We start from the raw sequence: 25,535 nt of genomic DNA, 5'->3' as shown, positions 1-25,535 counted from the left end.
GGGTGCAGGTCGTCGCGACCGCCGGACACGTCGACCACGGCAAGTCCACCCTCGTCCGGGCGCTGACCGGGATGGAACCGGACCGCTGGGCCGAGGAGCGGCGCCGGGGCATGACCATCGACCTCGGCTTCGCCTGGACCACCCTGCCGTCCGGGGCGGTCGTCGCGTTCGTCGACGTACCCGGACACGAACGCTTCGTGCCCAACATGCTGGCCGGGGTCGGCCCCGCCCCCGCCGCGCTGTTCGTGGTCGCCGCCGACGAGGGCTGGATGCCGCAGTCCACCGAACACCTCGCCGCGCTCGACGCCCTCGGCGTCCGGCACGGCCTGCTGGTGGTGACCCGGGCCGACCTGGCGGACCCGGCCGCCGCGACCGAACTCGCCCAGGCGGAGATCGCGGCCAGCTCGCTCGGATCGGTGGAGACCGTCGCGGTCAGCGCGGTCACCGGCGCCGGCCTGCCCGAACTGCGGGCCGCGTTGGACCGGCTCGCCGCCCGGCTGCCGGTACCGCAGCCGGATCTACCGGTACGACTCTGGGTGGACCGGGCGTTCAGCATCCGGGGCAGCGGCACGGTCGTCACCGGCACCCTCGGCGGCGGGGAACTGCGGACCGGTGACGAACTGGAACTGACCGCCACCGGCGAGCGGGTCCGGGTCCGGGGGCTGCAGTCGCTGGGTCAGCCGGCCGCCCGGGTGGCCGGGGTGGCCCGGGTCGCGGTCAACCTGCGCGGCGTGTCCCGGGAACAGGTCGGGCGGGGCGACGCCCTGCTCACTCCCGGCCGGTTCCAGCAGACCGACCTGGTGGACGTCCGGCTCGCCGGCGACCCGGTGGACGACCTGCCGGCGGAGGTCACCCTGCATGTGGGTTCGGCCGCGGTGACGGCCCGGGTACGGCCACTCGGCGCGGACACCGCCCGGCTACGGCTGGACCGGCCGCTGCCGTTGCGCATCGGCGACCGGGCACTGCTCCGCGACCCCGGCCGACGGCACATTGCCGGCGGGGTGACCGTGCTCGACGTCGTACCGCCGGCACTGGATCGTCGGGGTGCGGCTTCGGCTCGGGCCGGTGTGCTGGCCGGGCTGGACGGTAGGCCCGACGAGGGTGCCGAACTGGCCCGGCGGGGGCTGATGCGTCGGGGTGACCTGGAACGGATGGGAGTCACCGTCGGAACGGCACCGGTGGCCGGTGACTGGCACGCCGACCCCGACCACTGGCGGGAACTGCGGCGACGCCTCGTCGACGAGGTGACCCGGTGGACGCAGGCGCATCCGCTGGAGCCGGGGATCCCGGTCGACATCCTGCGCCGGCTGCTGGACCTGCCCGACCGGACGCTGGTCGAGGCGCTGGTCACGGCACCGCTGGTCGCCGAGAACGGCCGGATCGCCCGGGGCGGGACGACCAGCGCCCTGCCCGAGCAGGTCGCCCGCGCCGTCCGCCGGATCGGCGCCGAGTTGGCCGAGCACCCGTTCGCCGCCCCGGAGGCGACCCGGCTCGCCGAGTTCGGGCTCGGCCACCGGGAGATCGGTGCCGCCGTACGGGCCGGCGCGCTGCTCCGGCTGGCCGACAACGTCGTACTGCTGCCGGACGCTCTCGACCAGGCGGTACGGGTGCTGGCCGGGCTTCCCCAGCCGTTCACCCTCAGCACCGCCCGACAGGCGCTCGGCACCACCCGCCGGGTCGCGGTGCCGCTGCTGGAGTTGCTGGACCGGCGCGGCGCCACCCGACGGCTGCCGGACGACGCCCGGATCGTGCTGACCGGACCAGGGGACTCCTGACTGCCGGCCGGTTCGACCTCGCCAGGCGCGGAGGCCGCATCCGACGACGACTCCGGTCAAGTCAACACACAGTCGCACCAAACAAGAGCAATGTTGACATCCAATTCTGTCGATGGAATGCTCATGGAAGCGCTCCCACCTGATCTCCAATCTCGGAGAACGAGAGGACGACCCATGCGTTCACGCAAGCCAGATCAATCCGGCGGGCGATCCCGATCAGCCGTCCGTCAGCCCCTTGGAGTGCTTGCCCTGGCGCTCACGATGATGGTCGCCATGGTGCCCTGGGCCGGCGCAGCCCAGGCCCACGGCACCATCATCAACCCGGGAAGTCGCGCCTACCAGTGCTGGAAGGCATGGGGAAGCAGCCACACGAACCCGGCCATGCAGCAACAGGACCCCACCTGCTATCAAGCGTTCCAGGCCAACCCCGACACCATGTGGAACTGGATGAGCGCGCTGCGGGACGGCCTCGGCGGGAACTTCCAGGCCCGTACCCCCGACGGCCAGCTGTGCAGCAACGGCCTGTCCAGGAACGACAGCCTGAACCAGACCGGAGCGTGGAAGACGACCAACGTCAGCCGCAACTTCTCGGTCCAGCTGCACGATCAGGCCAGCCACGGTGCTGACTACTTCCGGGTGTACGTCTCGAAGCAGGGGTTCAACCCCGCCACCCAGCGCCTCGGGTGGGGAAACCTCGACTTCATCACCCAGACCGGGCGCTACGCACCGGCACAGAACATCACGTTCAACGTCTCGACCTCTGGGTACACCGGGCACCACATCGTCTTCGTCATCTGGCAGGCCTCGCACCTCGACCAGGCCTACATGTGGTGCAGTGACGTGACCTTCAGCTGATCGGTACGACCGACGATTGCGGCACCACTCCGGCCCAGGACACCAGTGTCCTGGGCCGGAGTGTGTTCATGAGCCGCTGTCGGCGAGTCCGCCCCGGCCGGGCCAGGTCGCGCCTGGTTTCGCGGACGCGAGGGCGGATCGGGTTTCTCACCGCGCCCACCGTGGTCGGACCGGGCGGCGCGTGGCGGAGAACGCCGGCAGGGTTGACCCCGAACCGGGCAAGAAGAACACTGACCAGGTGCTTTTGGGCGATGATATCCGGGTTGTAGCTGACATCGACTGACGGCCGTGGTCGTGAAGCCGTTGGCGCGGTCGTGCCGGTACCGCTCCGTGCTCCCCGAAGCAGGTGTTCGACCCGCTACGCAGCGCTGCGGTCCCGACACGAGGTCGAGGACCGAGGCCCGATACTTGATTGATTCCAGAAAAAGGACAAGACTTCACGACGTGCCAACGACGTCGGACGTGGAGAGCATGCTGCGTGGGGCCGCCCTGCGTGTCACGCGCCCCCGGGTGGCGGTGCTGTCCGCGGTCCACGACCACCCGCACGCCGACACGGACTCGATCATCCGTGTGGTGCGGGAGGATCTGGCTGAGGTCTCCCGCCAGGCCGTCTACGACGTGCTGCACGCACTGACAGCCGCGGGTCTGGTCCGGTGTTTCGAGCCGATGGGCTCCGTGGCGCGCTACGAGGCGCGGACCGGTGACAACCACCACCATTTCGTCTGTCGATCCTGTGGCGCCATAGCCGACGTCGATGGCGCGGTCGGCTACACCGCCTGTCTGACGCCGGTCGACAGGTCGGGCTACGAGATCGACGAAGCTGAGGTCGTCTACTGGGGCAGGTGCCCCGGATGTGTTGCGGCGGCCTCCGCCGCGCCCGACGGCTGAGCGCGGACCCGTGGCGCCGGGCGACTGGCGTACGGCCTCGGACCGAAGCAACCAACGGTAAGAGCAAATGAGTCAGCAGAGTGAGACAGGGAAGGACAGACGTGTCTGACAAGAAGGACGCGACCCAGAGTGTCAGCGAGAGCGAAAACCCCGCGATTCCCGCGCCCACAGCCAAGGCGACCCGGCCCAGGACGACCCGGGACTGGTGGCCGAATCAGCTGGACCTCTCGGTTCTCCACCAGCACTCGACCCGGTCCAATCCCATGGGCGAGGACTTCGACTATGCGGAGGAGTTCAAGAAGCTCGACGTCGACGCGCTCAGGCGGGACATCTTCGAGCTCATGACGACGTCGCAGGAGTGGTGGCCGGCCGACTACGGCCACTACGGGCCACTCTTCATCCGGATGAGCTGGCACGCGGCGGGCACGTACCGGATCGCCGACGGCCGGGGCGGTGGCGGCAGCGGTTCACAGCGGTTCGCGCCGTTGAACAGTTGGCCGGACAACGCGAGCCTGGACAAGGCGCGCCGGCTGCTCTGGCCGATCAAGCAGAAGTACGGCCGCAAGGTCTCGTGGGCCGACCTTCTGGTCTTCGCCGGCAACTGCGCGTACGAGTCGATGGGGTTCAAGACGTTCGGGTTCGCGTTCGGGCGCGAGGACATCTGGGAGCCCGAGGAGATCTTCTGGGGGCCGGAGGACACCTGGCTCGGTGACGAGCGCTACAGCGGAGACAGGGAGCTGGCGGGGGCGCTCGGCGCCGTACAGATGGGTCTGATCTACGTGAATCCGGAGGGGCCGGCCGGCCACCCGGACGCGTTGGCGTCCGCCCGGGACATCCGGGACACCTTCGGCCGGATGGCGATGAACGACGAGGAGACGGTGGCGCTGATCGTCGGTGGCCACACGGTCGGCAAGGCACACGGCGCGGTCGATCCCCAGCACCTCGGCCCGGAGCCGGAGGGCGCCCCCATCGAACAGCAGGGTTTCGGCTGGAAGAACAGCTACGGCAGCGGCAAGGGCGCAGACACGCTCACCAGTGGGCTGGAGGGCGCCTGGACCACCGAGCCGATCAAGTGGGACAACGGCTACCTGGACAACCTGTTCAGGTACGACTGGGAGTTGACCGCGAGCCCCGCCGGCGCCAAGCAGTGGAAGCCGAAGGACGCCTCGGCCGAGGGCACCGTGCCGGACGCCCATGACCCGTCGAAGCGGCACGCCCCGATGATGCTGACGTCGGACCTGGCGCTGAAGATCGACCCGATCTACGAGCCGATCGCGCGGCGCTTCTGGGAGAACCCGGACCAGCTCGCGGAGGCGTTCGCCAAGGCGTGGTTCAAACTGTTGCACCGCGACATGGGACCGGTGTCGCGTTATCTCGGGCCGTGGGTTCCGCAGGCGCAGCTGTGGCAGGACCCGGTTCCCGCGGTGGACCACGAGCTGGTCACGGACGAGGACGTCGTCGCGCTCAAGGGCAAGCTCCTCGAGTCGGGGCTGTCCGTTCCCCAGTTGGTTGCCACGGCCTGGGCTTCGGCGGCCAGCTTCCGCGACACCGACAAGCGCGGCGGGGCCAACGGGGCGCGCATCCGCCTGGCGCCGCAGAAGGACTGGGAGGTCAACAACCCGGCCGAACTGGGCACCGCGCTGCAGACGTTCGAACGGATCCAGCAGGACTTCAACGGCGCACAGTCCGGCGACCGGCGGGTGTCGCTCGCCGACCTGATCGTGCTGGGCGGATGCGCGGCGGTCGAGCAGGCGGCCAGGGACGCCGGACACGACATCACCGTTCCGTTCGCACCGGGTCGTACGGACGCCTCGCAGGAGCAGACCGATACGGACTCGTTCGCCGTCCTCGAACCGAGGGCCGACGGCTTCCGCAACTACCTGCGCGCCGGCGAGAAGCTGTCGCCGGAGACCCTGCTGCTGGACCGGGCGTTCATGTTGAACCTCAGCGCACCCGAGATGACGGTGCTCATCGGCGGCCTGCGGGCGCTGAACGGCAACGTCGGGCAGTCCCCGCACGGCGTCTTCACCGACCGGCCGGGGACGTTGACGAACGACTTCTTCCTGAATCTGCTCGACCAGCGCACGGAGTGGCGGACGGCCGAGTCGGCGGAGAACGTCTACGAGGGCCGGGACCGCGCCACCGGCGAGGTCAAGTGGACCGCCACCGCGGTCGATCTCGTCTTCGGTTCGCACTCCCAGCTCCGGGCCAACGCGGAGGTCTACGCGACCGCCGACGCGGGCGAGAAGTTCGTCCGTGACTTCGTGGCCGCGTGGAACAAGGTCATGAACCTGGACCGGTTCGACCTCGCCTGATTCCGATGTCCGGGTCGGCCGCTCGTCGGCCGGCCCGGACGTCTTCGGCCGCGTCATCGGGTTATCGTCCCTCGGTGACTTCGGAGGAGATCGACGCCATGTACGGGCGCGCGGACCACCTGTGTGAGCTTGGCCGGTGGGCCGATGCCGAACCGGCGCTCGGCAGGGTGCTCGCGGCCGACCCGGACCACCGCGACGCGCTGGCCCGGCTCACCGAGGTGCTGGAGCACCTGGACCGTCCGGCAGAGGCGGCCGAGGTGGCGCGACGGCTGGTCGCGGCCCATTCCGGGGAGCCGATCGGGTACCTCGCACTCGCCGAGGCTCTGGTTCGCCAGGACGGGCATGCCGAGGCTGAGCCCTATGTGCGTGCCGCCCTCGACCTCGACAACAGTGCCCCGGTCGCCTGGCAGCAGCTCGCCGAGGTCCTGTCCTACCTGCCGGAGCGCGGGGACGAGGCGGTGGGAGCGGCCCGCCGGGCCGTCGCGCTGGCCCCGGAGGACGCCGACATGCATGCCGCGCTGGGCGACGCACTGCTGACGGCGCTCGGCGACGGTCCGGCGGCGGAGGCGGCCTACCTGACCGCGCTCACGCTGGCGCCCGAGGACGGCGGCATCCGGCTTCGGCTCGGCCTTGCCCGGTTGCAGATCGGCCGGCTCGACGACGCCCGGGACGACTTCGTCGAGGGGCTGCGCCAGGACGCGAGCCTGCGCCATGTGAGCACCGTGGGCATGACGCTCCGGCTGCTCGGCGTGCCGGACCGGTTCGCCGCGCTCTACGCCTCGGTCTGTGCCGCCCTTGGCGAGTCCGCCGCGGTGGACCGCACCGATCCGGAGGTGGTCGAGGACCAGCTCGACATGGCCGTCATCTGGTGGGACAACGGTGCCCGGCCGGCGGCGCTCGAGGTGTTGGAACTGCTGGTCGACGCGAACCCGTACTCGGTCGAGGGCCTGGCCGTGCTCGCCGAGTTCCGGTTCGAGTCGGGGCGGCTCGACGACGGCGAGGTTCTTGCCCGCCGCGCGCTCGCGGTCGACCCGGACGCGTCGGCGGCGTTGTTCGTCCTCGGACTGGTGTTAGAGGCGCGTGGCGACGGAGCCGGGGCGGCGGACTGGTTCGCGCGGCTCCGGGCGCTCCCGGTGGACGCGGAGGACCGGGACTGGATGATGGAGTCGCTGGTCGACCACGGCATGGCGGGCCGCCATCCGGAGATGATCTCCTGGTGCGAGGAGACGGCCGCCGTCGTGTCCGTTCCCACGCCCGCCGGCCGCGACCCGCGAGCGTGACCGGCGGCGATGTCAGGAAACGGCCGGCGCCGCTCCCGGCCCGGGCCGGGAGCGGCCCGTGCCGGAAGGGCAACGCGGCACCCCCGCGCCGACCGTCACGTGGAGCGGCGGCCGGCGCGGGGGTGGGACAGCCGACCGGGGATCAGACGACCGGTACGGCGGCACCGACGTCGCGGCGGACGTACTCGGCGGTGTACGAGTTCGTCGCGTCGAGCAGTTGCACCGGGGTGCCCTCGAACAGGATCGTGCCGCCCTGGCTGCCGCCCTCCGGACCGAGATCGATGATCCAGTCGGCGTTCTTGATGACGTCGAGGTTGTGCTCGATGACGATCACCGAGTTTCCGCTGCTGACCAGCCGTTCGATGATGTCGAGCAGGTGCTGGATGTCGGACATGTGCAGCCCGGTGGTCGGCTCGTCCATCACGTAGATGGTGCCGCCCTTGTGCAGCTCGGTGGCGAGCTTGATGCGCTGGCACTCCCCACCGCTCAGCGTGCTCAGCGGCTGGCCGAGCTGGAGGTAACCCAGGCCGACGTCGTTGACGGCCTGGAGGATCGTCCGCAGCTTCTTCTCGGGGAAGAACTCCAGCGCGTCGGTGGCCGGCATCCGGAGTACGTCGCTGATCGACTTGCCGCGCAACGTGTGCTCGAGTACGTCGTCGCTGAACCGGCGCCCCTCGCACACCTCGCAGGTCGACCGTAGCCCGTCCATGAACGCCAGGTCGGTGTAGATGACGCCCAGCCCCTGGCAGTTCGCGCAGGCGCCCTTGGAGTTGAAGCTGAACAACGAGGCCGGGACGCCGTTTGCCTTGGAGAAAAGCTGCCGGATCGGGTCGAGCAGCCCGGTGTAGGTGGCCGGGCTGGACCGGATCGAGGCGCCGACGGCCGACTGGTCGATCACGATCGCCTCGGGGTGCTGGCTGACGAAGACGTTGTTGATCAGAGTGCTCTTGCCCGAGCCGGCGACCCCGGTGACCACCACGAGTACGCCGGTCGGGATGTCCACGCTGACGTTCTTCAGGTTGTGCGCGTCGGCGGCGACGACCTTCAGGTGCCCGGTCGGCTCGCGGTAGGTGGTCTTCAGCGGCAGCCGGTGCTCCAGGTACCGCCCGGTCGGGGTGTCTGCGGTGCGCAGTTCGGCGACCGTGCCGCCGAAGAGGACCTGACCGCCGCCGGCACCGCCCTTCGGACCGATGTCGATCACGTGGTCGGCGATCTCGATGACGTCCCGGTCGTGCTCGACCACGAGCACGGTGTTGCCCTTGTCGCGCAGCTTGACCAGCAGCCGGTTGAGCCGCTCCACGTCGCGGGCGTGCAGGCCGACGCTGGGCTCGTCGAAGATGTACATCATGTCGATGAGGCTGCTGCTCAGGTGCCGCACCATCTTGATCCGCTGGGACTCGCCACCGGAGAGGGTGTCCGTCGGCCGGTTGAGGCTGAGATAGCCGAGGCCGATGTCGACCAGGTTGCCGACCCGGTCCAGCAGGCTCTCCACCACGGTCGCGCCCTGCGGGTCCGTGAGGGTTCGCAGCACCGCGACGAGTTCGGTCGCCTCCATCGCACCGAGCTGCGCGATGTTGTAGCCGTCGATCTCGCTGCCCAGCGCCGCCTGGCTGAGTCGGTCGCCCTTGCAGAGCGGGCAGGTCTGCTCGGTGACGTACTGGAGGAAGACCTTGCGGTTGCGTTCGGACATCTCGGCGGCGTCCTTGCGGATGTACAGCCGGGTGAACTTGCTGACGGCGCCCTCGTAGGTGGAGTTGATCGTGGTGCCCTGCCACTCCAACGGAACCTTGCCGTCGCCGTACAGCAGTGTCTGCCACTCCTGGTCGGTGTAGTCGCCGAGCGGCTTGTCCAGGTCGAAGTAGCCGGAGGCGGCGTACATCTTCCAGTACCACCCGGTCCTGCCGAAGTCCGGGTGCAGCAGGGCGCCGTCGTTCAGCGACCTCGACCGGTCGAGGAAGGTGTCGAGGTCGAGTTGGACGGACTTGCCGAGGCCCTCGCACTCCGGGCACATGCCCTGCGGGTCGTTGAAGGAGAAGGCGTTGGAGAAGCCGACGTGCGGCTTGCCGACCCGGGAGAAGAGCAGGCGCAGCAGGGTGTAGATGTCGGTGATGGTGCCGACGGTCGACCGGGAGCCGCCGCCGAGCCGCTTCTGGTCCACCACGATGGCTGCGGAGAGATTCTCGATCGTGTCGACGTCCGGTTGCCCGTACCGGGGCAGGAAGTTCCGGGCGAACGCCGTGAAGGTCTCGTTGAGCTGACGCTGTGCCTCGGCCGCGATGGTGTCGAAGACGATGGAGGACTTGCCGGAGCCGGAGACGCCGGTGAAGGCCACCAGCTGGCGTTTTGGCACCCGTAGCGAGACGTTCCGAAGGTTGTTCTCCCTGGCCCCGGTGATGACGATATCGTCGGCCGCCATGCGTTCCCCCTGTTTTCCGTATGGTGTACGACAACGAGCACCGTACACCATACGGGCCGGGTACGACGCGAGGTCAGGGCGACGGTAGCGGGCCCCGCCGCCGTCATCGCCGGACGAATGGCGGCCGGGCCCGGGGTGCCTCGCCTAACTTGGGGAGATGGACCCTTCGGCCGTGTGGCAGGACAAGAACCACCGCTGGCGGATCGAGGCGATCCGCGCACCTGACCTGCGGTTCGCCATCTACGCGACGAACGGCACGACCGAGTCGGCGCCGCTGTGGCTGTACGGGATGCCGGCGTTGGCCCGCTGGCTGATGATCCAGAACATCGAGCTCGGCGATCTCGAAGAGGTCGAGCTGTAGTTTTCCTTCTTGACCAACCAATGTGGCGTAGGTAACTTCCGAGGCGTCCCCCTGCTCCCGTACCCGCCCCGGAGGCCGTCGTGCAACGCAGAAGGTTCCTCGCCAGCACCGCCGCCGTGAGCGCCCTCGGCGCGACGGCCGGCACCCTCGCCGCCGGCCCGGCCAGCGCCCGTCCCGGCACCGACGCCGGGGCGATGAGCGGAGACGGGAGGGGCGGCGGCTCCGGGCACGGCCGCGGCGTCGCCACCGGACTCGACGTACTCGTCGACTCCCGCTTCGCCGCGCTGAGCGGGCAGAAGGTGGGGGTGCTCTCCAACCCGACCGGGGTGGACGCGAAGTACCGGCACCTGGTCGACCTGATGCACGCCTCCGGCCGGGTGCGGTTGACCGCCGCGTTCGGCCCCGAACACGGCTTCCGGGGCTCCGCCCAGGCCGGCGGGAGCGAGGGGACCGGGATCGACGCCCGGACCGGGGTCACCGTCTACGACGCGTACGGCGCCACGCAGGCGAAGTGGGCTGAACTGATCACCCAGGCCGGCGTCGACACCGTGGTCTTCGACATCCAGGACGTCGGCGCCCGCTTCTACACCTACATCTGGACCCTGTACGACTCGATGGTCGCCGCCGCCCGGCTCGGCCGCCGGTACGTCGTACTGGACCGGCCGAACCCGATCGGTGGCCGGGCGTACGGGCCGATGATGACCACCCCGTTCACCTCCGGCGTGGGTAAGAAGGAGATCGTCCAGCAGCACGGCATGACCGTCGGCGAGCTGGCCCGGTTCTACAACGGCGAGTTCCTGCCGGCCGAGGCGGGCCGGTCGGTGGACCTGACGGTGATCAAGTGCCGGAACTGGCACCGGACCCAGTTCGCCGCCGACACCGGCCTGCCGTGGGTACTGCCCAGCCCGAACATGCCCACCCCGGACACCGCGCTGGCCTACCCGGGCACCTGCCTGTTCGAGGGGGTCGCGTCGATGACCGAGGGACGCGGCACCACCCGGCCGTTCGAGCTGATCGGCGGGCTGGCCGCCGACTTCGACTACCACTGGGTGGACCGGCTGGCCGCCCGGGAACTGCCCGGCGTCGAGTTCCGGGAGGCGTACTTCTCGCCGACCGCCGCCGGACAGAAGCCGGACCTGCTGAACAAGCTCTGCGCCGGTGTGGAGGTCAAGGTGGTCGATCCGGCCCGGTTCGATCCGGTGCGTACCGGGGTGGCGATGCTGGTGGAGGCGCGGAAGTATCCGGCGTTCGCCTGGCGGGCCGACACCTGGGACGCCGCCCGGCCGTACTGGATCGACAAGCTGAGCGGCTCCACCCGGCTCCGTACGATGATCGACGCTGGTGCCGACGTGGCCGACCTGGTGGGTGCCTGGTCGGCGGAGCTGGCGGCGTTCGACCGCCGGCGCCGCCCGTACCTGCTCTACTGACGACCCCGGTTCACAGGCCGTCGCAGGGCCGGTCCTGCACGACGCAGCTGGTCGGCTGCTTCCGGGTCAGGGTCGCGTCGCGGTCCACCTCGAACTGGATCGTCGCCGAGCGGTCGGCCGGCAGCGCGGCGCCGGTGAAGGTCACCCGCTCGTCCTCCTGGGTGAAGCTCGCTCCGCTGGCCGTCGACACCTTGGCGCCGCCGGGCAGGGTGATCACCACGGTCCAGCTCGTCGCCGCCGCGTCGCCGCCGTTGGTGACGACCACCTCGCCCTGGTAGCCGAGGAGGCCGGTGCGCAGCGTGCTGTACCGGGCGGTGAGGTCCGGCTGTCCCGGCCTCGGCGGACGGGCCGGCGTGGCGGTCGCGCTCCGGCGCGGCGTCGGCCGGACGGTCCGGCCGGCCGGCGCCGTGGTGGCGACGGTCGTCGGGGTGCCGGCGGCCGGACTGGGTGTGCCCGGCGCGGTGGTCAGCGCCGGGCTGCCGACGCCGATCACCGGCCCGGTGGAGCCGGAGTCGGTCCGGCCACGGGCCAGGCCGGCCACCACGACCACGGCGCCGACGGTCAGGGCCAGCAGGGCGAGCCCGATACCGAGCCGCCGCCGGGAGCGGTTGTCCGGCGCCGCACTGGCCGGAACGGCGCCGATGACCGCGGTGGATTCCGGAAGGTCGACCTCCCGGAAGGCCATCCAGTCCAGTACGGCGGGCAACCGGGTGTCGAGAAGCTGCTGGTACGCCTGCTCGCGCTGGTCCGGGTCGGCCGGCCGCCACGGGTCGTCGATCCCGCCGTCCCGGAACGGGTCGTCGATCCCGGTGTCCACGAACGGGTCCTCGGCGTCGCCCTGGGTCACCGTCAGCCGGCACCCCTCCGCCGTCGGGGTCAGCTCGCACACCACCTGGGTCGGCTGACCGTCCTCGGGCCAGCGCACCACGATCCGGTGTGGCGGGTCGAGTTCGACCAGCTCGACGGTGATCAGCTCGTCCAGCTCGGGCAGGTCCGTCGGGCGCAGTTCGAACCGGCTGATCGACGAGGGTCGAGGTTCGACCGATCCGAACCACTTCGGCAGCAGCTCACGATCGGTCAGGGCCCGCCACACCCGCTCCGGCGGATGGCGCAGGTCGACGGTGGTCCGGATTTCGGTCACGGCGAGACTGTACGACCATCCGCCCGGTCGTGAGGTACTGCCCCGGATGCCCTCGGCCGGCCCGGTCGCCCCACGCCGTCCGGGCCGTCACCCGGTCACCCGGTTCGGGGGGTCTCGGCTCGATCCGCCGCCGGAACCTCTTGCCGTAATTAGGGTAATTTGCGTGAAAAATAAGGGGTTGCGGACCTTGCTGTCGGTCGGCGCCGGGCTCGCCGTCATCTACTTCGGCAGCGGTGGCGAGGAGGGGGGCGGGGTCACCAACGCGGTGCTGCTGCTGGCGGTCGCGGCGGGCCTCGCCGTCTGGTACCTGACCCGGCCCAGCGCCGGGAAACCGGTGAGCTGACCGGCCTCGGACCCGGCTCAGCGGGCACCGGCCGCCCTGGTCAACTCGCCGATCGACGCCTGGCCGAGGGAGACCCTCACCAGCGCCGAGACGAGTCGGGGAAAGTCGCCCCCGCCGACCAGTCCGGCCAGCTTGTCCGGCGTCGACGGCAATCCGAGCCGTTGCGCGGCACCGGCCGCCCTGCGGTCGGCGTACGGGCGTACGTCGGGCCACGCCGCCTGCGCCTCCCGGAGGAAGATGTCGGCTCCGGTCGGCCCGATGCCGGGAAAGCCGGTCAGCAGCCGGCGGAGCGCGGAATGGTCGCCACCGGCCTCGCGGTGCAGTCGGCGCAGGTCGCCGTGCCAGCGGTCCAGGCACAACTGGGCGCCGTTGCCGAGCATCGTCGCGGTGCGTTCGTCGTAGCGCCGGTAGTGGCCCCGACCCAGCGCGTCCACCCGGTCCTGCCAGCTCGACGACGCCGTGCCCTGCGGCGTACGGCAACCGGCGGCGAAGAGTTCCCGGGCGGCACAGACCGCGACGCCGGCCCGGATCCGGGTGCTGAGCAGCGTCGTGAGCAGCAACAGCTGATAGAGCGGACCCGGCCGGTCGGCCAGTCGGATCCCGGCCTCCTCGGCGTAGGTCCGCCCCTGCCGCTCGAGCAGCGCCCGCACCAGGGCGCGATCACGGTTCATGTACTCCGGTTACCCGCGCTGTCCGGAGCCGCACCACAGCGGGCGGACCGAATGCCGCCCCGCGCACCGGGTAATCGGCAGCGGGTGCCCGAGCGGTAGGAGGCACCGGTGGCGACACCGGACGCGTACCGCACACCGGGGCACCCGACCGGTCGGTACGCCTCCGGCCGGGCAGCCCAACCGAGTGGTACGACGGTGGAAGGGGACGGCGATGACGAACGTGCAGCAGCCGGAGATGCGCCGGAACGGGCAGACCCCTCTCGTACAGGACAGCAAGGGCCCGCGCCCGGGTGACCCGTCACGGGTCCGCGGCGGTGACGGCCGGCGGATCCCGCCCGAACAGGTCTCCCCGTACGGCCCGGCGGCCCGGCCGGTGGCCGAGGATCCCGACGAGCGGGCGGCCGGCCGTGGACCGGCGCGTCCGGTGGCCGGCGACGCCGGATAACGCCGGGGTGCCGGTGGATCCCGATCCTCAATCGGGGTGGACCCGGAGCGGAAACCGCCGGTTCGGGCGCCGCGCCTGGTTCAGGTGGTCGAGGGTGGCCCGGGCGGCCATCCCGTACGCCAGGTGCGGTACGACGTCGGAGAGCCAGTCGGATCTGCTCCACCGGCGCGGGTCGGTGATCCGCAGGACGGTCAGCATGCCGTCCGACGCGAGCATCGCGCCGGCCCCGAACAGCCCGGCCGCCACCGGCCCGGGAAGGCGGCGCAGACCGACCACGGTGAGCGCGGCGCCACAGGCTACGCCGATTGCGTAGCCGAGCAGGGGCCCGAGGCCCGAGCGGCGGTTCGCCGCCCGGTCCTCGGGCCCCAGACCGATGTGCAGTGCCTCCGTGAGCCGCCGGGCACTCTCCTCCGGCGTACTGCTGGCGGGGCGGGCCCGGACCGTCATGTCCAGGTAGGTGACGACGTTCAGTGCCACTGTGCCGACCGCACCCGCGATCGCCCCGTCGACCAGATCGGTGACCTGGTCGCGGTTCGTTCGCCGGTGCGCCAGCCCGGTAACGGTCTGGCCGATCACTTCGGCTCACCGGGGCCGCGTTCGCCCTTGGGGCCGAGTCCGCGTTCTCCCCGGACGAAGCCGGGACGCCGCTGTTCCTCCCGCAGATACCGGTTGGCCGCCTCGTCCGCCTCCTTGTCGTTGGCGCGGCCCGAGTTCTCGATTCGCTTGCGCAGCCGGGCACGTTCGACGTCGTACGCGTTGCTTCCCGGTCGTGGTCCTGGCATGAGGCTGCCCCCGTCCCGTCGTGTCGGCGCCGTACCCGGCTGGTCTACCCGCCCGGGTCCGGCCCATTCGCCGAGCCCCGGTGGTCCGGGGTCGGATGGCCCGTTCCCGCGTAATCTCGCACCGGGGATCAAGGGTCGACCGAGGGGAGTGATCGGACATATGGGACGATCCTCGGGCAACGCGAGGATGGTGGCGGGACCGACCGCCGCCGGTGGGCCGGCGCCGGGCCACCGGGCACGAGGAACGGGTGCGGGTGAACGGCATGCGTGACGTGCTGGACGAGCTGGACCGCTGGTGGCAGGCCGGCGAACCGGTCGGGATGGCGACCGTGGTGGCCACCTGGCGGTCCGCGCCCCGCCAGGCCGGCGCCACGATGCTGGTCGGGCCGGACGGCGCGGCGGTCGGCAGCGTCTCCGGCGGCTGCGTCGAGGGCGCCGTCTACGAACTGACCCGGCAGGTGAGTGCCACCGGCGTACCGGCGTTGCAGCGCTACGGCGTGACCGACGACGACGCGTTCGCGGTGGGCCTGACCTGCGGTGGCATCCTCGACGTCTTCGTCGAACGGGTGGATCCGACGGGATTCGGCGAGTTCGCCGAGGTCGCGGCGGCGATCCGGGCTGGGGTCGCGGTGGCCGTGGTGACGGTGGTGTCGGCCGGACCTCCGGACCGGGCCGGTCGGCTCGGCCGCCGGATGGTGGTCTGGGCGGACCGGACCGCGGGATCGCTCGGTTCCGACCGGTTGGACGCGGCGGTCACGGACGACGCCCGGGGGCTGCTGGCCGCCGGCCGGACCGGCACGCTCCGCTACGGGTACGACGGGCAGCGTCGCGGCGACGACCTGCTGCTCTTCGTCGCGACGTACGCCGCCCCGCCCCGGATGATCGTCTTCGGCGCGATCGACTTCGCGGCCGCGGTGGCCCGGGTCGGCGCGTTCCTCGGCTACCGGGTGACGGTCTGCGACGCCCGGCCCGTCTTCGCCACCACCCGGCGGCTACCCGACGCGCACGAGGTGGTGGTCGACTGGCCGCACCGCTATCTGCGGGCCGAGGCCGACGCCGGACGGGTGGACGGCCGCACCGTGGTCTGCGTGCTGACCCACGATCCGAAGTTCGACGTTCCGGTGCTGGAGGTGGCGTTGCGGCTGCCGCTCGGCTACGTCGGGGCGATGGGATCGCGGCGGACCCACGCGGACCGCCTCGCCCGGCTCCGCACGGCCGGGCTGTCCGAGGGCGAACTCGGCCGGCTCGCCTCGCCGCTCGGCCTCGATCTGGGGGCCCGGACCCCGGAGGAGACCGCCGTCAGCATCGCGGCGGAGATCGTCGCGGCCAGGTGGGGCGGTAGCGGCAACCGGCTCTCCGGCCTGGCGGGACGGATCCACCACGAGTTTGCGCTCCGGCAGGACGAGAACCCGGTGCACCAAGGCGAGGTGCCGGCCGCCGGTCGGGGTCCCGCCGCCGGTTGACGGCGGGACCGGCGCCGGGCCGCGTGGCTCGGTAGACGGCGGGACCGTCGCCGTCGCCCGAGCCCCCCGCGGGCGGTGAGCTGGATGGCGTCGGGCCGGTCGACGGACGCGTCAGGTAGCGGCGACCAGCGTGACCAGGCCGGCCGTGACCAGCACCGCCGCCCAGAGGCGGTCGAGGTTGACCCAGGCCCGGCGCAGCACCCCGGTGCCCAGCACCTCGTACACCAGCACCGCGCAGCCGGCGGCCACCGCGAACATCGCCGCGGTGTGCACGCCCGCCGCGACCAGTCCGGACAGCGCGCCGGCCGGCGCGGCCGAGAGGTGGCCACCGTGCCCCGGCCCGCCGGCCGGCGGGGCGGTCAGCAGCACCGGAAGCAGCATCAACCCGGCGCCGTGCGCGGAGGAGACCAGAAACGACCAACCGGCCAGCTGGGCCAGGGAGAGCCGCATCCCCACCCACCGGAAATGTCGCCGGGACAGCAGCCGCCACAGCCCGAAACCGACGAGCAGCAGACCGGTCAGCACCGCCACCACCGTGCTCGCCAGCACCGATCGGGTGGCGCTGACCAGGCTGGCCACCACGGCGACCGACGCCGCGTGCCCGGCCGCGATCGCCGGCAGCGACCTGAGCAGGGCCGCCCGGCTGCCCTCCTGCAATCCCCGGGCGACCGCGAACAGCCAGCCCATGGCCGGATTGAGCCCGTGGAACGCGCCGAGCGCGACCAGCCCGGTCAGCTGCTGCCAGGTCACCGGAAGCAGTACGAGTCGGAGGAGGCGTCGCCGCCCTGGAGTCGAGTCTGGTGCACCCGCAGGCCCCGGAAATCGTTCCCGTGCGGGAAGAACCGTGGGTCGACGGCCAGCCCTCCGGCGCCCGGGTCGACGTCCAGCTTGGCCTGCCAGGCACCAACCCCGTCCGGATAGAACTGGTCGTCCCAGGCCCCGTAGAGCGAGTTCGTCAGGTAGACCCGGCGGCCGTCCCGGCTCACCTCGACCATCTGCGGGCCGCCGGCCAGCGGCAGGTCCGGTCGGGCCGGGTGCGCGGCCCGGCCGACGATGCCGCCGAGTCGTACCGAGCCGGTCTGTACCGGGTGGAAGGGGTCGCTGACGTCGTACTGCCGCAGTTCGCCGGTGCCCCAGCAGGAGATGTACAGAAAGCGGTCGTCGACGGAGAGGTCGATGTCGGTGACCAGCGGGGGCACCGCGCCGAAGGGTTTGAGCAGGTCGGGCAGGAGTTCCGGGTCGGCCGGCTCGGCCGGGATGTCGATCACACGGGTGGCGGTCCACCGTTCGCCGTCGCGGTGCCACACCCAGATCGAGGCGGAGAGGTCCTCGACGCTGATCACCACGCCGACGAAGCCGTACGTCTTCGACGGATCGTGCGCGGGCCGCAACTCCAGCGGCATCTGGTACGCGTCGCCGAGGTCGACGGTCTGCAGGTGGCGCCGCTGGCGCAGGTCCCAGAAGTGCAGGGCGTGGCCGTACTTCCGGCCCAGCAGCAGTTCGCCGACGATGCCGTTCTCGATCATCGACGGCGTGCCCCACTCCGAGGTGACCATGACGTCGTGGTTCAGGTGCCACCAGGCGTCGTACGCGAGGAACTGTGGTCCCCGGTCGGCCTCCCAGGCACCGCGTACCTCGAAGGTGTCGTGGTCGAGTACGGCGATCCCGCCGGGGCCGTCCGCGCCGTGTGCCCCGCCCAGCGCGGAGAGGTAGATCCCGTCCGGGCCGCAGTGCACGGTGTGCGGGCGGGAGTAGCCCGCTCGGTCGGCGAGTTCGTCCGGCTCCAGGACCTTGACGATCTCCGGCCGGCTCGGGTCGGCCTTGGTGTCGAGTACGTAGATCCGGGACGAGCGCAGCCCCGGCACGATCAGGTACCGGCGTTCGACGTGCGGATGCGGGGCGGTCGGGCAGAGTGCGCTGCTGCAGGCGTTCCAGCCGAAGTGGTGCAGTTCGTCGCCGGTGTGCGGCAGGTCGGTCCAGCCCACCACCGTGCCGTAGCCGGTGGACTCGGGGTCGACGTCCACCACGGCGATCGCGTCCGGCCGGCGCGCCTCGCGGTCGAAGGCCGCGACATAGGCGAGCTTCTCCGGCGGCGCGCCGGCCGCGTCGCGGGGTGAGGCGTAGAAGGTGGGATCCGGGGTCCATCTGGTCATGGTGTGCTCCTGTCCACGGCTCGCCCGGTCAGCACGTTCTCTTGCCTACTCAACCTATCGAGATAGTCAGATATTACGGAAGATGTCTGCTCTAGCGGTGCACGTCGATGGTCTGGTAAAAATTCCTTCAACATTGCTCAGCTGAATCAAGGAAACCTTCACCCCCGTCTACTGGAGGTCCAGCCGTGACCGGCAACCCCCTGTCCCGCCGCGACGTCGTACGCGGCGCGGTGTTCCTCGGCGTCGGTGCCGCCGCCGGCGGTCTGTCGATCGCCGGCGCCCCACCGGCGCTGGCGGCTCCCGACGAGTCGTCGGTGCTGGCCGTCCCCGTTCCCACCATCGCCAGCTGCGCCACCTGGGGAGCGCGGTCCCCGGGCTCGCTAAGCGTGATCTCCTCGTCGCCGGACAAGATCGTCATCCACCACACCGCTGGTGCGAACAGCACCACCTACACCCAGGCGCACGCGTACGCGATGGCCCGGAGCATCCAGAGCTTCCACATGGACGGCAACGGCTGGTCCGACTCGGGTCAGCACTTCACCATCAGCCGTGGCGGCTACATCATGGAGGGCCGGCACAACAGCCTGGCCCGGCTCCGCGCCGGCAGCGGAATGGTCGTCGGGGCACACTGTCCCGGCCAGAACGACAAGGGCATCGGGATCGAGAACGAGGGCACCTACACCAGTGCCACCCCACCGGCCGCGCTGTACGACAAGCTCGTCCAGTTCTGCGCGTACATCTGCGAGCAGTACGACATCGGCGCCTCCCGGATCTACGGGCACCGGGACTACATCGCCACCGCCTGCCCGGGAAACGTGCTCTACGGCATGCTGCCGCAGCTGCGTACCGACGTCGCGGAGGCGCTCGCGGGCGGCGGGACCACCCCGCCACCCGCCTTCAGCACCATCATCGACAACACCACCAGCGGACGGTTCACCGCCAGCGCCAACTGGCTCACCTCCAGCTACTCCGCCGAGCGCTACGGAGCCGACTACCGGTACGCCAACCCGGAGGCGATCAGCGACGTCGCCTACTACAAGGCGAACATCCCGGCGGAGGGGACGTACCGGGTCGAGGCGTGGTACCCGGGCATCGCCGGCTACAACACCGCCACCCCGTACGTCGTGCTGGCCAAGAGCGGCAGCCAGACCGTGGTCGTCGACCAGAGCACCGGCGGCGGTGCCTGGCGCTCGCTGGGCAACTTCACCCTGACCGCCGGCGACAAGAACGTGGTCGGGGTGAGCCGGTGGAGCGGCGCCACCGGGTACGTCGTCGCCGACGCGGTCCGGATCACCCGGGTCTGACGGCCGACCTGTCCCGTTCCGGGCCGGACCGCCCGCGCATCATCGCCGCACCGGTGGGTACACCGTGCCGGCGGTAGGCATTTCGGCGGTCTGGTCCCGGACGGGGGTGGGGGAGTGCGGTACGACGAGTTTCTCGCCAAGGTACGGGAGCGTGGCGAGTACGCCGACCCGGCGGAGGCGGAACGGGTGACCCACCTGGTGCTCGGCATCCTGGCCCAGCGGTTGCACCCGGATGAGGCCGAGGACCTGGCGGCGCAGTTGCCTGGGCCGCTGGCGGCGACCCTGATCTCGGCCGGGCAGGGCGGAGCGGGCGGCTTCGGGGCCCGAGAGTTCCTGGCCCGGGTGGCGACCGGGGCCGGCGCGACGGTCCGCACCGCCGAGTGGGACGCGAGCGCGGTGTTGTGCACCGTGACCGAGGCGGTCTCCGGCGGTGAGCTCAACGACGTGCTGACCCAACTGCCGTCCGGGTACGCCCCGTTGTTCGGTCGGGCCGGCCTGAGCGGCTGACCGGCGCCGGGCCCGGTCAGGCCCGGCGGGTTCGGCGGTGCACCCGCAGGAACCACACCGCCAGGCCCGCGAAGACGACGGCGCCGACGATGCCGGCCACGTGCAGCCCGCTGGTGGACGCGTCGTGCGCCGCGCGCAGCAGATCAGCCGCGGCCCGGCCGGGAAGCTGGTGCGCCGCGCCGAGCGCGCCGGCCAGCGTCTCCCGGGCCGGTGCCGCCACGTCCCGCAGGTAGCCCGGCCGATTGACCCTTCCCACGTCATCCTGCCGCCCGCTCACCGAGGTACCGCCAGGGTGCCCGTTAGTCTAGCTTCCTAGGATGCCGGACAAGACGTGCCCCACGTCACATCCTGTCCGCGAACAAAACCAACGAACGCACCGGGCACGGTCGGTCCGCCCGAATTTCGGCCGGATATAGTGGCACGGCAATTGAGCAGCAACGGGACTCGCGTCAGCGGAGGCCGAGCTGTGTCAGGCGCCGGCATCACCGGGGGTGCGGCATGCATTCCGGGGGAGGAGTCGGCCGGAAACGCGTACCGGTCCTGCGGACCCGCCCACTCGGCGGGGCGCCAAACCGTGGCGCGGAGGGAGGTTCGGTGTCGCGTCGGCCGGCGCGGGCGAGTGATACCCAGCCAACCGGTGGCGCTGCCGCCGAGTCCGCCGGCTCGACGGGGCGGATCCTCACCGTCCCCAACCTGATCAGCTTCACCCGACTGCTCGGGGTGCCGCTCTTCCTCTACCTGTTCCTGGTCGCCCACTCCGACGTTGCCGCCCTCGTCGTACTGGCCGTCGGTGGCTTGAGCGACTGGGTCGACGGGTACGTCGCCCGCCGCCTGCGCCAGGTCAGCCGGCTCGGTGAACTGCTGGACCCGGTCGCCGACCGGCTCTACATCCTGGCGACGCTGATCGCGTTGACGGTCCGCGACGTCGTGCCGTGGCAGTTCACCGTCGCGTTGCTGGCCAGGGACGTGGTGATGACGGCCAACATCGCGGTCCTGCGGCGGTACGGCTACCGTCCGCCGCCCGTGCACTATCTCGGCAAGACGGCCACCTTCGTACTGTTGGCGGCCTTTCCGACACTCCTGCTCGCCGACGCGTCCGCGGGTGCGGCCACCGCCGCCGGGGCGATCGGGTGGAGCCTGGCCCTGTGGGGGCTGGCGCTCTACTGGCTGGCGGGTGGGCTGTACCTGATCCAGGCGGGCCGGCTGATCAGGGCGGCCCGATCCTCGCGGGCGGAGGTGGCATGACCGAGCCCGGTAAGCGGGCGTACGCTCCGGATTTTCTCACCGAGCTGTTCCGCAATCCCCTCGATCCCGGGTACGCCGACGCCGCCGAGCAGCGTCGACGGGCCGGTCCGGTCAAGGGTTGGCGACGGTCGGCGCCTCGTACGGTGAGCGTGGTGACCCTGATTCTGCTGGGTTTCCTGCTGGCCGTGGCCTATCGCCAGACGATGGCGGCCGAGCCGAGCCGGAGCGAGGCCCGGGCGGGCCTGGTGGCGCAGATCAAGCAGCGGGAGGCCGACAACGGGACGTTGACGGCCGAGTCCGACCGGTTGCGCGACGAGGTCGCCCGGCAGCGGGACGCGGCGTTGTCCGGCAGCGTAGCGGCCAACCTGCGGAACCTGGAGGCGTCGACGGGGCTGGGGCGGGTCCGTGGTGACGGGGTCGTGGTCCGGGTCGCCGACGCGCCGACCAAGGCCGACGCGGTGACCGGGGCCGGCGGGACCAATCTCGGCCGGGTGCTGGACCGGGATCTGCAGGACATCGCGAACGCGTTGTGGAGCGGCGGGGCGGAGGCGATCTCGATCAACGGGCAGCGGCTGACGGCGACTTCGACGATCCGGGCGGCCGGCGGCGCCATTCTGGTCGACTTCAAACCGGTCATCGGCCCGTACGAGGTGTCCGCGATCGGTCCTCGACAGTTGGAGCGACGGTTCCGGGACAGCGCCGCGGCGCGGTTACTGGACACCGTCGCCGAGGAGCACGGGATGTCGTTCGATTTCCGGGGTGCGGACGACCTCACTCTGCCGGCGGCGACCGAGCCGCAGTTGCGTTATGCCAAACCCTCGCCCACGCCCACACCGACGTCCTCGGGGTCCGGGTCGTCGGCGGGGTCGGGGACGTCCCCCAGTTCGTCCGGAGGTGGCCGATGATCGCTGTGCTCGCGTTGTTCGCCGGGGTGCTCCTCGGCGTCTGGTTGGATCCGACGGTGCCCCTGGCGCTGTTGCCGTACCTGCCGATCGCCGTGGTGGCGGCGCTGGATGCGGTGTTCGGCGGGGTGCGGGCCAAGCTTGACGGGATTTTCGACGACAAGCAGTTCGTGATCTCGTTCATCTCGAACGTGCTGGTCGCGGGGATCATCGTCTACCTCGGTGACCAGTTGGGTGTGGGTGGGCAGTTGTCCACCGGTGTGGTGGTCGTGCTCGGTGTCCGGATCTTCGGCAACGTGGCGGCTATTCGCCGGCACCTGTTCCGGGCGTAGGTTCGTGGCGATGGCTGAGTCAGCGAGGGAGAACGGCGGTCCGGGGTCGCCGGACGGTGCCGGGGAGCGGCCCGGGTCGGGGGATACCGCGCCGGGTCCGGATGCCGGGGTCGGTGCGGCCGGTGACCGGCCGGGTTCGGTGTCCGTGGCGGGTGGCGGTTCTGGTGCGGCCGAGACGTCGGTCGACGATGGTGGCCGGCTTCGGGACGGCGCCGTGGGTGGCGGTCCGGCGGAGTCCGATGATGGTCCCACGGTGGCGTTGCCCACCGGCGACGAGACGGTGCCGTTGCCGGCGAAGCAGGAGCCGGTCGGGGCGGGGTCGCCGGTCCGGCGGGTGCTGCCGCGGCTGACCACGGCCAACGCGATGATCGCGGTGCTGCTGGCGCTGTTGGGGTTCACGCTGGTGGTGCAGCTGAAGTCGAACTCGACTGATGCGTCGTTGGAGAGCACCCGCCAGGAGGACCTGGTACGGATCCTGTCGGATCTGGACGCGCAGGAGGAGCGGGTCCGGCAGGATATCGCGGGGCTGGAGGAGAGCCAGCGGCAGTTGAGTTCGGGGGCGCAGGGGCGTCAGGCCGCGTTGGACGAGGCGACCCGCAGGGCCGACGAGCTGGGGGTGCTGGCGGGGACGTTGGCGGCGCGGGGTCCCGGGTTGACGGTGAGCTTCATGCCGGTGTCCAAGCCGATCGCGGCGTCGCGGGTGCTGGACGCGGTGCAGGAGTTGCGGGGTGCGGGCGCGGAGGCGATGCAGATCGCCGGGGGTGACGGTGCGACGGTGCGGATCATCGCATCGACGTACTTCCTCGACGCGGACGGCGGTATCTCAGTCAGTGGACGCCGGCTGACGGGGCCGTACATGATCATGGTCATAGGTGATCCGAAGACGATGCAGACCGCGTTGAACATCCCGGGCGGGGTGGTGGCATCGGTCAGTGGCGACGGCGGTAACGTGGCGATCCAGGAGCGGGAGGTGGTCGACGTGACGGCCCTCAGCCCGCCCAAGGATCTGCAACACGCGCGTCCGGTTTCCTGACCGGCGCGGCCGGGGCCGGCGACTGCCGGTCCCGGTGTTGATTGGTGCGACGGAGAAGGACGCGTCTGGTGATTCCTGAGGACCTGCGATACACCGCCGAGCACGAGTGGGTGGCGGGCGACGGCAGCGGACCGGTGCGGGTGGGCATCACCCACTTCGCGCAGGACGCGTTGGGTGACATCGTGTACGTCCAGCTTCCCGACGAGGGTGCGACGGTGCAGGCCGGCGACTCGTTCGGTGAGGTGGAGTCGACGAAGAGCGTCTCCGAGATCTACGCCCCGGTGACCGGTACCGTGGTGGCGCGCAATGAGCAGCTCGCCGACACCCCTGAGGTGATCAACACCGACCCGTACGGTTCGGGTTGGCTGGTCCAGATCGCGCCGAGCGATCCGGCGTCGGTGGCCGAATTGTTGACCGCCGAGGCTTACCGGGACTTGACCGAGAGCTGATCGCGGTGACGCCAGCGCGGGGTTGTGTCCGCGCGTCTGGTTGCCCTGTATTTCGGCGCTGGCTAGGCTCGCCCAGTCGACCGAGAACCAATAGTTGCGCGTTGCGGAAATGCCTTCCCGGGCACGGGGGAGCCAGCCGCTGGGCCTCGACAACGCCCGGCGGCCAGACCCGTCAACCCCGACGCCGACCGAATAGATCCGTGAGGTGGTCCCAATGACGCGCCCAGACGACGAGTTCCCCCCACTCGACGTCACATCGACGCTCAATCTTGGTTCTCTCGACGAAATGTTGGAGGGGCCAGAGACTGACGTCGTTCCGAGCCGCATGTCGGGTTCGCTGCCTCCGGGCATGGCGTTGCTCGTGGTGCGGCGTGGCCCGAACGCCGGTGCCCGGTTCCTTCTGGACCACGATGTGACCACGAGCGGTCGGCATCCCGACAGTGACATCTTCCTCGACGACGTCACCGTGTCGCGTCGGCACGCTGAGTTCCACCGTGACGGTGGCACGTTCACCGTTCGCGACGTGGGCAGTTTGAACGGGACGTACGTCAACCGGGAGCGGGTCGAGGCGGCGACGCTGAGCAACGGCGACGAGGTGCAGGTCGGCAAGTTCCGGCTGGTATTCATCGCCGGTCCGCGTCCGGAGGAGGGGGCCATCCGGGGGTGAACGAGCGTGCGGCGGCGGCTGTTCCCGATCCGGGGGCGGTCGCTCGAGGCCAGCCCTTGATGAGTATCGGCGAGGTGCTGGCGCAGCTACGGGTGGAGTTTCCCGACACGACGATTTCCAAGCTGCGCTTTCTTGAGTCCGAGGGTCTGGTCGAGCCGCAACGTACGCCGGCGGGTTACCGCAAGTACAGCTGGGACGATGTGGCGCGGTTGCGGTTCGTCCTGACCGCGCAACGGGACCAGTACCTGCCGTTGCGGGTGATCCGGGAGCAGCTCGCGGAGGCGACTCAGGAGGGGCTGCCGGGGCCGGAGCGGTCGAGGCCGTCGCTGGTGGCGGTGGGGCCGGACGGTGAGGTGCCGGGCCGGGAGGTCGGTACGCCGGTCGAGTCGGCGGAGTCCCGGCTGGGGCGTGTCGATCTGCTGTCCCGCAGCGGGATCGACGAGAAGACGCTGGCCGAGTTGGAGCGGATGGGTCTGGTGGTGTCCCAGCCACCGGGGTGGTACGACGCGGACGCGTTGGTGATCGCGCAGGCGGTCGCGGGTCTGGCCGCCTATGGCCTGGAGCCGCGTCATCTGCGTGGTTACCGGACGGCGGCGGACCGTGAGGTGGGGTTGTTCGCTCAGCTGGTGGCGCCGTTGGCCCGGCAGTCGGATCCGGCGGCCCGGGCTCGGGCGGCCGAGGCGGCGCGGGAGCTGGTGGGGCTGTCGCAGCGGTTGCACGCCGCGTTGGTCCGGGTCGGGCTGCGGGGGACGCTGGGGCGCTGAGCGGGGCTCCGGGGGTG

At 71.1% G+C, this 25,535-nt stretch carries 27 protein-coding genes; 19 read left to right on the top strand and 8 right to left on the bottom strand.

Annotated elements, in window-relative coordinates; genetic code table 11:
- Positions 1–2 precede the first annotated feature (2 nt).
- The 5 genes from selB to H4W31_RS30635 all read left to right on the top strand — a co-directional run bounded on the left by selB (position 3) and on the right by H4W31_RS30635 (position 7,113).
- A complete protein-coding gene (gene selB, locus H4W31_RS30655) occupies positions 3–1,775 on the top strand; it encodes a selenocysteine-specific translation elongation factor (RefSeq protein ID WP_192769810.1) in 1,773 nt (590 codons plus the stop codon).
- A gap of 273 nt (positions 1,776–2,048) precedes the next feature.
- Positions 2,049–2,630: a lytic polysaccharide monooxygenase auxiliary activity family 9 protein gene (locus H4W31_RS30650; RefSeq protein WP_225945761.1), complete on the top strand. Its 582-nt coding sequence runs from the start codon at positions 2,049–2,051 to the stop codon at positions 2,628–2,630.
- Positions 2,631–3,101: 471 nt separating this feature from the next.
- Positions 3,102–3,518: a Fur family transcriptional regulator gene (locus H4W31_RS30645; protein ID WP_225947312.1), complete on the top strand. Its 417-nt coding sequence runs from the start codon at positions 3,102–3,104 to the stop codon at positions 3,516–3,518.
- A 101-nt stretch (positions 3,519–3,619) separates the two neighbouring features.
- Positions 3,620–5,833 carry a catalase/peroxidase HPI gene (katG, locus tag H4W31_RS30640; protein WP_192769807.1) on the top strand — a complete coding sequence of 738 codons (2,214 nt, stop codon included), beginning with the start codon at positions 3,620–3,622 and terminating at the stop codon, positions 5,831–5,833.
- Positions 5,834–5,907: 74 nt separating this feature from the next.
- On the top strand, positions 5,908–7,113 hold the full coding sequence (locus H4W31_RS30635) for a tetratricopeptide repeat protein (RefSeq protein ID WP_192769806.1): 1,206 nt from the start codon (positions 5,908–5,910) through the stop codon (positions 7,111–7,113).
- A 142-nt stretch (positions 7,114–7,255) separates the two neighbouring features.
- Here the strand turns inward: H4W31_RS30635 and H4W31_RS30630 are convergent, their stop codons facing one another.
- Positions 7,256–9,529: an ATP-binding cassette domain-containing protein gene (locus H4W31_RS30630; protein WP_192769805.1), complete on the bottom strand. Its 2,274-nt coding sequence runs from the start codon at positions 9,527–9,529 to the stop codon at positions 7,256–7,258.
- A 157-nt stretch (positions 9,530–9,686) separates the two neighbouring features.
- Here H4W31_RS30630 and H4W31_RS30625 point away from each other — a divergent pair, with 157 nt between their 5' ends.
- Both H4W31_RS30625 and H4W31_RS30620 read left to right on the top strand, forming a co-directional pair.
- Positions 9,687–9,890, top strand: a complete 204-nt coding sequence (locus H4W31_RS30625; RefSeq protein ID WP_192769804.1) for a hypothetical protein — start codon at positions 9,687–9,689, stop codon at positions 9,888–9,890.
- A gap of 80 nt (positions 9,891–9,970) precedes the next feature.
- Complete coding sequence (locus tag H4W31_RS30620) at positions 9,971–11,317, top strand: exo-beta-N-acetylmuramidase NamZ family protein (protein WP_318783491.1); 1,347 nt, start codon at positions 9,971–9,973, stop codon at positions 11,315–11,317.
- A gap of 10 nt (positions 11,318–11,327) precedes the next feature.
- Here the strand turns inward: H4W31_RS30620 and H4W31_RS44490 are convergent, their stop codons facing one another.
- Positions 11,328–12,458, bottom strand: a complete 1,131-nt coding sequence (locus tag H4W31_RS44490) for an SRPBCC domain-containing protein (protein ID WP_192769803.1) — start codon at positions 12,456–12,458, stop codon at positions 11,328–11,330.
- A gap of 190 nt (positions 12,459–12,648) precedes the next feature.
- Between H4W31_RS44490 and H4W31_RS30610 the strand changes: the two genes are divergently transcribed.
- Positions 12,649–12,801 carry an amidophosphoribosyltransferase gene (locus H4W31_RS30610; protein WP_192772513.1) on the top strand — a complete coding sequence of 51 codons (153 nt, stop codon included), beginning with the start codon at positions 12,649–12,651 and terminating at the stop codon, positions 12,799–12,801.
- 17 nt (positions 12,802–12,818) lie between these two features.
- On the opposite strand, the gene H4W31_RS30605 is transcribed toward H4W31_RS30610, so the two are convergent.
- Positions 12,819–13,472: a DNA glycosylase family protein gene (locus tag H4W31_RS30605; RefSeq protein WP_192769802.1), complete on the bottom strand. Its 654-nt coding sequence runs from the start codon at positions 13,470–13,472 to the stop codon at positions 12,819–12,821.
- A gap of 211 nt (positions 13,473–13,683) precedes the next feature.
- Here H4W31_RS30605 and H4W31_RS30600 point away from each other — a divergent pair, with 211 nt between their 5' ends.
- Positions 13,684–13,917 (top strand): hypothetical protein, encoded by a 234-nt coding sequence (locus H4W31_RS30600; RefSeq protein WP_192769801.1) that lies wholly within the window; start codon positions 13,684–13,686, stop codon positions 13,915–13,917.
- Positions 13,918–13,944: 27 nt separating this feature from the next.
- On the opposite strand, the gene H4W31_RS30595 is transcribed toward H4W31_RS30600, so the two are convergent.
- Positions 13,945–14,430: a hypothetical protein gene (locus H4W31_RS30595; RefSeq protein WP_192772512.1), complete on the bottom strand. Its 486-nt coding sequence runs from the start codon at positions 14,428–14,430 to the stop codon at positions 13,945–13,947.
- A 59-nt stretch (positions 14,431–14,489) separates the two neighbouring features.
- Positions 14,490–14,699 (bottom strand): phosphatidylethanolamine-binding protein, encoded by a 210-nt coding sequence (locus tag H4W31_RS30590; RefSeq protein ID WP_192769800.1) that lies wholly within the window; start codon positions 14,697–14,699, stop codon positions 14,490–14,492.
- A 263-nt stretch (positions 14,700–14,962) separates the two neighbouring features.
- Here H4W31_RS30590 and H4W31_RS30585 point away from each other — a divergent pair, with 263 nt between their 5' ends.
- The gene (locus tag H4W31_RS30585; protein ID WP_192769799.1) at positions 14,963–16,162 is read left to right on the top strand and encodes an XdhC family protein; all 1,200 of its coding nucleotides are present in this window, start codon (positions 14,963–14,965) and stop codon (positions 16,160–16,162) included.
- Between the two features lie 111 nt (positions 16,163–16,273).
- Here H4W31_RS30585 and H4W31_RS30580 read toward each other — a convergent pair whose 3' ends face one another.
- Both H4W31_RS30580 and H4W31_RS30575 read right to left on the bottom strand, forming a co-directional pair.
- Entirely contained in the window at positions 16,274–16,912 is a 639-nt protein-coding gene (locus H4W31_RS30580; protein ID WP_192769798.1) for a hypothetical protein, read from the bottom strand.
- Positions 16,909–18,315, bottom strand: a complete 1,407-nt coding sequence (locus H4W31_RS30575; protein ID WP_192769797.1) for a selenium-binding family protein — start codon at positions 18,313–18,315, stop codon at positions 16,909–16,911. The genes H4W31_RS30580 and H4W31_RS30575 overlap by 4 nt, the downstream gene beginning before the upstream one ends.
- Before the next feature lie 185 nt (positions 18,316–18,500).
- Here H4W31_RS30575 and H4W31_RS30570 point away from each other — a divergent pair, with 185 nt between their 5' ends.
- Positions 18,501–19,619 carry a golvesin C-terminal-like domain-containing protein gene (locus H4W31_RS30570; RefSeq protein WP_318783490.1) on the top strand — a complete coding sequence of 373 codons (1,119 nt, stop codon included), beginning with the start codon at positions 18,501–18,503 and terminating at the stop codon, positions 19,617–19,619.
- 114 nt (positions 19,620–19,733) lie between these two features.
- On the top strand, positions 19,734–20,126 hold the full coding sequence (locus tag H4W31_RS30565) for a DUF2267 domain-containing protein (RefSeq protein ID WP_192769796.1): 393 nt from the start codon (positions 19,734–19,736) through the stop codon (positions 20,124–20,126).
- Positions 20,127–20,142: 16 nt separating this feature from the next.
- Here H4W31_RS30565 and H4W31_RS30560 read toward each other — a convergent pair whose 3' ends face one another.
- Positions 20,143–20,382, bottom strand: a complete 240-nt coding sequence (locus tag H4W31_RS30560; protein WP_192769795.1) for a hypothetical protein — start codon at positions 20,380–20,382, stop codon at positions 20,143–20,145.
- A gap of 338 nt (positions 20,383–20,720) precedes the next feature.
- Between H4W31_RS30560 and H4W31_RS30555 the strand changes: the two genes are divergently transcribed.
- From H4W31_RS30555 to ftsR, 7 genes are all read left to right on the top strand, one after another.
- Positions 20,721–21,371, top strand: coding sequence for a CDP-alcohol phosphatidyltransferase family protein (locus H4W31_RS30555; protein ID WP_404825635.1), 651 nt, complete (start codon positions 20,721–20,723; stop codon positions 21,369–21,371).
- Complete coding sequence (locus tag H4W31_RS30550; RefSeq protein ID WP_192769793.1) at positions 21,368–22,276, top strand: DUF881 domain-containing protein; 909 nt, start codon at positions 21,368–21,370, stop codon at positions 22,274–22,276. The genes H4W31_RS30555 and H4W31_RS30550 overlap by 4 nt, the downstream gene beginning before the upstream one ends.
- A complete protein-coding gene (locus H4W31_RS30545) occupies positions 22,273–22,605 on the top strand; it encodes a small basic family protein (RefSeq protein ID WP_192769792.1) in 333 nt (110 codons plus the stop codon). The genes H4W31_RS30550 and H4W31_RS30545 overlap by 4 nt, the downstream gene beginning before the upstream one ends.
- Positions 22,606–22,615: 10 nt before the next feature.
- The gene (locus H4W31_RS30540) at positions 22,616–23,638 is read left to right on the top strand and encodes a DUF881 domain-containing protein (RefSeq protein ID WP_225945760.1); all 1,023 of its coding nucleotides are present in this window, start codon (positions 22,616–22,618) and stop codon (positions 23,636–23,638) included.
- Between the two features lie 68 nt (positions 23,639–23,706).
- Positions 23,707–24,087, top strand: a complete 381-nt coding sequence (gene gcvH, locus H4W31_RS30535; protein ID WP_192769791.1) for a glycine cleavage system protein GcvH — start codon at positions 23,707–23,709, stop codon at positions 24,085–24,087.
- A gap of 214 nt (positions 24,088–24,301) precedes the next feature.
- Positions 24,302–24,754: an oxoglutarate dehydrogenase inhibitor Odhl gene (gene odhI, locus H4W31_RS30530; RefSeq protein ID WP_192769790.1), complete on the top strand. Its 453-nt coding sequence runs from the start codon at positions 24,302–24,304 to the stop codon at positions 24,752–24,754.
- On the top strand, positions 24,751–25,518 hold the full coding sequence (gene ftsR, locus H4W31_RS30525) for a transcriptional regulator FtsR (RefSeq protein ID WP_404825634.1): 768 nt from the start codon (positions 24,751–24,753) through the stop codon (positions 25,516–25,518). Before odhI ends, ftsR begins: the two co-directional genes overlap by 4 nt.
- Positions 25,519–25,535 lie beyond the last annotated feature (17 nt).

It is taken from the genome of Plantactinospora soyae, assembly GCF_014874095.1.
Lineage (GTDB): Bacteria > Actinomycetota > Actinomycetes > Mycobacteriales > Micromonosporaceae > Plantactinospora > Plantactinospora soyae.
Note: the sequence above shows the minus strand (reverse complement) of the source record. Positions and strands in the feature narration are given on the sequence as shown.

Coding starts and splice junctions, on each gene's coding strand:
- H4W31_RS30650 (WP_225945761.1), top strand. CDS start 2,049: ATGGTGCCCTGGGCCGGCGCAGCCCAGGCCCACGGCACCATCATCAAC.
- H4W31_RS30645 (WP_225947312.1), top strand. CDS start 3,102: ATGCTGCGTGGGGCCGCCCTGCGTGTCACGCGCCCCCGGGTGGCGGTG.
- H4W31_RS30630 (WP_192769805.1), bottom strand. CDS start 9,529: ATGGCGGCCGACGATATCGTCATCACCGGGGCCAGGGAGAACAACCTT.
- H4W31_RS30625 (WP_192769804.1), top strand. CDS start 9,687: ATGGACCCTTCGGCCGTGTGGCAGGACAAGAACCACCGCTGGCGGATC.
- H4W31_RS30605 (WP_192769802.1), bottom strand. CDS start 13,472: ATGAACCGTGATCGCGCCCTGGTGCGGGCGCTGCTCGAGCGGCAGGGG.
- H4W31_RS30600 (WP_192769801.1), top strand. CDS start 13,684: ATGACGAACGTGCAGCAGCCGGAGATGCGCCGGAACGGGCAGACCCCT.
- H4W31_RS30590 (WP_192769800.1), bottom strand. CDS start 14,699: ATGCCAGGACCACGACCGGGAAGCAACGCGTACGACGTCGAACGTGCC.
- H4W31_RS30585 (WP_192769799.1), top strand. CDS start 14,963: ATGCGTGACGTGCTGGACGAGCTGGACCGCTGGTGGCAGGCCGGCGAA.
- H4W31_RS30575 (WP_192769797.1), bottom strand. CDS start 18,315: ATGACCAGATGGACCCCGGATCCCACCTTCTACGCCTCACCCCGCGAC.
- H4W31_RS30550 (WP_192769793.1), top strand. CDS start 21,368: ATGACCGAGCCCGGTAAGCGGGCGTACGCTCCGGATTTTCTCACCGAG.
- H4W31_RS30545 (WP_192769792.1), top strand. CDS start 22,273: ATGATCGCTGTGCTCGCGTTGTTCGCCGGGGTGCTCCTCGGCGTCTGG.
- H4W31_RS30540 (WP_225945760.1), top strand. CDS start 22,616: ATGGCTGAGTCAGCGAGGGAGAACGGCGGTCCGGGGTCGCCGGACGGT.
- odhI (WP_192769790.1), top strand. CDS start 24,302: ATGACGCGCCCAGACGACGAGTTCCCCCCACTCGACGTCACATCGACG.